The following is a 3,900-nucleotide window of genomic DNA, read 5'->3' as shown; positions in this document are numbered from 1 at the left end:
GGCGGCGCCCCGCCCCCGCGTGGCCTGAGCACCCCGACGCCGTACGCGGCGGGGTGGGGGCCACGCCGTCCTCGCGCGCCCGTCCGCCCCGCTGCGGCACGGCGGCGCGCCCTCGTGCCGCACCCCAGGAGAACCACCATGTCCGCATCCCCCCGCGCCCTCGCGCGCGCCGCCGCCGGCTCGGCCCTCGCCGCCGTCCTCGTGCTCGGCTCGGCCGCCGTCGCGTCCGCCCACGTCCGGGTCGTCCCCGAGGCGACGGCCGCCGGCGGCTGGACCGTCCTGACGTTCCGCGTCCCCAACGAGTCGCCCACCTCGGCGACGACCCGGGTGACCGTCGACCTGCCCACGCAGACGCCGCTCACGTCCGTCTCGACCCAGCCGGTGCCCGGGTGGACCGCCGCTGTCGAGCGCGGCGACCTGCCCGAGCCGGTCGAGGTCGACGGCGCCACGATCACGCAGGCCCCGCTCAGCGTGACCTGGACGGCGGACGGCGCCGGCATCGGCGACGGCGAGTTCCAGCAGTTCGCGATCTCCGTCGGCCCCCTGCCCGCGGCCGGTACCGACCTCGTCCTGCCCGCCCACCAGGAGTACGCCGACGGCGAGGTCGTCGACTGGGACCAGGTCGCCGAGGGCGACGCCGAGCCCGAGCACCCGGCGCCCACGTTCACCACGACCGAGGCGGCGGGCGGCCACGGCGCGGCGGCCTCGGACGACGAGGCCTCCGACGACGACGCCGCGGAGGGCCAGGCCGCGTCGGGTGACGCGTCGGGCAGCGCGGGCGACGCGTCCGCGGACGGCTCCGCCACCGGTGCGGCGGACGGCGACGGGTCCGGCGCGCTGCCCGTCGTGCTCGGCGGCCTCGGCCTCGCGGCGGGGCTGGGCGCGCTCGTCGTCGCCCTGCTCGCCTGGCGGCGGTCCGCGGCGCGCTGACCGCACGTGCGACGCCCCCGCGACCGGACCGGTCGCGGGGGCGTCCTCGTCGGCGGGGGTCAGTCCTCGACCGGGCGCTCCACCAGGTACGACCGCCCGTCGGCGCCGACCACCCGCACGAACTCGGTGCGCAGGGCGTGGTCGCGCTCGCGGTCGGCCTCGGCGACCTCGCGGTCGGGTGCCAGGGGGTCGCCGACCTGGGCCGGCCCGAACACGCTGAGCAGCGCCGCCTCGCGCCTGTCGTTCGCCCTGCCGATCTTGCCCATGGCCCGCCCCGTCCGTCGATGCTGAGTGCCCTGATCATATGCGCACGAATGATCCGGGCTAGCATCGTCGCGTGACCCCCGTCGACCAGGCCGCCGCCGCGAGCGCGCCCGCCGCACCCGCGGCCGGCACGCTCGCGGTCGACCCGCTGGCCGTCGAGGCGCAGGTCTGCCTCGCGATGTCCGCGGCCGCCCGCGCGCTCGTGGCCTTCTACCGGCCCCTGCTGGAGCCGCTCGGGCTCACCCACCCGCAGTACCTCGCGATGCTCGCCCTGTGGCAGCACGGCGACCTCAGCCTCAAGGCGCTCGCCGGGCTGCTGCACCTCGAGCCGGCCACCGCGTCGCCGCTGGTGCGCCGGCTGGAGGCCCTGGGCCTGGTCGAGCGGGCGCGCAGCGGCGCGGACGAGCGCGCCCTGGCGATCCGGCTCACCGACGCCGGCCGGGCGCTGCGGGAGCGCGCCGTCGGCATCCCCGCCGCGATGGTCGAGGGGCTGCGCCTCGACCTCGGCCAGGTGACGCAGGTGCGCGAGGCGGCGCAGCTGCTGCTCGCGGCGTGCGAGGACGCGGAGGCGCGCGGGGCCTGAGCCCTCCCGGGTCGGGCGAGGTGTCAGCGCCCCAGCGCGTGCTCCACCGTCGTGCACGGGTCGCCGGGCTCGGCCTCGCGGTACTCGCACGCGGCGCGGCGCAGCAGCAGGCCCACCGTGCCGCGGTCCGCCGGGTCGAGCGCCCCGAAGACCTCGTCCTCCGCGGCCGCCACCCGGTGCTCCAGCTCCGCGAGCAGCGTCGCCGCCGCGGCCGTCGGGTGCACGCGGCGCTGCCGGCGGTCGACCTCCGCCACCCGGCGTTCGACCAGGCCGGCCCGCTCCAGGTCGTCGATCAGGTAGGTCATCACCGTGCGGTCGATCCCGAGGCTCGCCGCCAGCGCGGCCTGGCTCGGGTGCGCACCCCGCACCACCTCGCGCAGCACGAGGAACCCGCGGAACCCGTGCGGCACCGCCTCGACGGCCGTGGCCATCGCGCGCTCGTAGGCGCGGAGCAGCACGCCGAGCGACCACCCCAGGTCGGAGACGGGGTGCGCCCTGTGCTCGTCGGCCGCGGTCATGCGGGGAATCGTACGCGCATGCCTGTGGTTGAGCCAATCATCTGTGCAGCATACGATCGGAGCAGCCGACGGCATCGTCGGCGGATCGAGACGAGGCGGACATGACGGACTACGGCCACGACCTGCTCTTCGGGTCGTTCATCACGCCGGGCAACGCGGCTCCCGAGCGCGTCGTCGGGCTGGCCCAGCTCTCCGAGCAGGCAGGCCTCGACCTCGCCACCTTCCAGGACCACCCCTACCAGCCGTCGTTCCTGGACACCTGGACCCTGCTGTCCTACGTCGCCGCGCGCACCGAGCGGATCACCCTCGCGCCGAACGTCGCCAACCTGCCCCTGCGGCCCCCCGCCGTCCTCGCCCGCTCCGTCGCCAGCCTCGACCTGCTGTCCGGCGGGCGCGTCGAGCTCGGGCTCGGCTCCGGCGCCTTCTGGGACGCCATCGAGGCCATGGGCGGACGACGGCTCACCCCCGGCCAGGGCGTCGACGCCCTGCGGGAGGCCATCGCCGTCATCCGCGCGCTCTGGGACACCGGTGAGCGCGCCCGCGTCGACCTGCCCGGCGAGTACTGGCCGATCGCCGGTGCCAAGCGCGGCCCCGCCCCCGCCCACCCCGTCGGCATCTGGGTCGGGGCCTACAAGCCGCGCATGCTCCGGCTCACCGGCGAGCACGCCGACGGCTGGCTGCCGTCCCTCGGCTACCTCAGCAGCCTGCAGGACCTCGACGACGCCAACGCGCGCATCGACGACGCCGCCCGCGGGGCCGGCCGCGACCCGCGCGCCGTGCGCCGGCTGCTCAACGTGGGCGGGCAGCTGTCCGCGACGCGCACCGCCACCCTGCTCGCCGGGCCGCCGGAGCAGTGGGTCGAGCAGCTCGCCGTCCTCGCCCTCGAGCACGGCATGAGCGCCTTCATCGCCACGGGCGACGACCCCACCCTGCTCACCGTCCTCGGGCAGGAGATCGCCCCGGCCGTGCGCGAGATCGTCGCCGCCGAGCGCGGCGGGTCCGCCGGGGTGGCGCCCGCCGCCCTCGTCGCGGGGGAGCAGGCATGAGCGGCGCGGACCTCGGGCACCCCCTGCAGCTCGGTATCGAGCTGCCGGTGTCCGCGGCCGACCCGGGGGCCGCGGTGCGGCTCGCGCGGCGGGCCGAGGAGCTGGGGCTGGACCTCGTGGTGGTGGCGGACGGCACCGACGACGGCGGCGCGCTCGACGCGTGGACCGTCCTCGGGGCGGTCGCCGGAGCCACCGGGCGGGTCGACCTCGCCACGCGCGGCCTGCGGCTCGACGGGCGGCCGCCCGCCGTGCTCGCGCGGGCCGTCGCGAGCCTGGACCACCTGGCGGGCGGGCGGGTGACGCCCGGTCTCGCTGCCGGGACCGGCGGCGCCGACGCCGACGACGCGCTCGATGCGCTCGCCGAGGGCGTCGACGTGCTGCGCGGCATGTGGGCCGCGGCAGAGCCGGGCCCGCTCGTGCACGAGGGCCGGCACCACCGCGTCCCGGGCGCGCAGCGGGGGCCGGCGCCCGCGCACGAGCTCGCCCTGTGGCTGGGCGCGACACCGGGCTCGGCGGACGACGGCGCGCGGACGCTCGCCGCGCGGGTCGCCGACGGCTG

The 3,900-nt window shown here is 78.0% G+C and carries 6 protein-coding genes; 4 read left to right on the top strand and 2 right to left on the bottom strand.

Annotation, left to right across the window (positions count from 1 at the left end; all coding sequences use genetic code 11):
* Window positions 1–138 precede the first annotated feature (138 nt).
* Window positions 139–930, top strand: a complete 792-nt coding sequence (locus FA014_RS18670) for a YcnI family copper-binding membrane protein (protein ID WP_154731114.1) — start codon at window positions 139–141, stop codon at window positions 928–930.
* A 59-nt stretch (window positions 931–989) separates the two neighbouring features.
* Here the strand turns inward: FA014_RS18670 and FA014_RS18665 are convergent, their stop codons facing one another.
* Window positions 990–1,196 carry a hypothetical protein gene (locus tag FA014_RS18665; protein WP_154731113.1) on the bottom strand — a complete coding sequence of 69 codons (207 nt, stop codon included), beginning with the start codon at window positions 1,194–1,196 and terminating at the stop codon, window positions 990–992.
* 176 nt (window positions 1,197–1,372) lie between these two features.
* Here FA014_RS18665 and FA014_RS18660 point away from each other — a divergent pair, with 176 nt between their 5' ends.
* Window positions 1,373–1,777, top strand: coding sequence for a MarR family winged helix-turn-helix transcriptional regulator (locus FA014_RS18660; RefSeq protein ID WP_154731115.1), 405 nt, complete (start codon window positions 1,373–1,375; stop codon window positions 1,775–1,777).
* 23 nt (window positions 1,778–1,800) lie between these two features.
* Here FA014_RS18660 and FA014_RS18655 read toward each other — a convergent pair whose 3' ends face one another.
* Window positions 1,801–2,295, bottom strand: a complete 495-nt coding sequence (locus tag FA014_RS18655) for a MarR family winged helix-turn-helix transcriptional regulator (protein ID WP_154731112.1) — start codon at window positions 2,293–2,295, stop codon at window positions 1,801–1,803.
* A gap of 101 nt (window positions 2,296–2,396) precedes the next feature.
* Here FA014_RS18655 and FA014_RS18650 point away from each other — a divergent pair, with 101 nt between their 5' ends.
* Together FA014_RS18650 and FA014_RS18645 are read left to right on the top strand one after the other, a co-directional pair.
* A complete protein-coding gene (locus FA014_RS18650) occupies window positions 2,397–3,341 on the top strand; it encodes an LLM class flavin-dependent oxidoreductase (RefSeq protein WP_154731111.1) in 945 nt (314 codons plus the stop codon).
* The coding region (locus FA014_RS18645) for an LLM class flavin-dependent oxidoreductase (RefSeq protein ID WP_154731110.1) at window positions 3,338–3,900 on the top strand (563 nt) is incomplete at its 3' end. The genes FA014_RS18650 and FA014_RS18645, both read left to right, overlap by 4 nt.

The organism is Cellulomonas hominis, assembly GCF_005239125.1.
In the GTDB taxonomy this organism is placed as follows: Bacteria; Actinomycetota; Actinomycetes; order Actinomycetales; family Cellulomonadaceae; genus Cellulomonas; species Cellulomonas hominis_A.
The sequence above is the reverse complement of the archived record's forward strand: the minus strand, read 5'-3'. Positions and strand labels throughout refer to the sequence as shown.

Excerpts from the sequence above, each read along its gene's own strand:
- FA014_RS18670 (WP_154731114.1), top strand. The coding sequence starts at position 139 with ATGTCCGCATCCCCCCGCGCCCTCGCGCGCGCCGCCGCCGGCTCGGCC.
- FA014_RS18665 (WP_154731113.1), bottom strand. The coding sequence starts at position 1,196 with ATGGGCAAGATCGGCAGGGCGAACGACAGGCGCGAGGCGGCGCTGCTC.
- FA014_RS18660 (WP_154731115.1), top strand. The coding sequence starts at position 1,373 with ATGTCCGCGGCCGCCCGCGCGCTCGTGGCCTTCTACCGGCCCCTGCTG.
- FA014_RS18655 (WP_154731112.1), bottom strand. The coding sequence starts at position 2,295 with ATGACCGCGGCCGACGAGCACAGGGCGCACCCCGTCTCCGACCTGGGG.
- FA014_RS18650 (WP_154731111.1), top strand. The coding sequence starts at position 2,397 with ATGACGGACTACGGCCACGACCTGCTCTTCGGGTCGTTCATCACGCCG.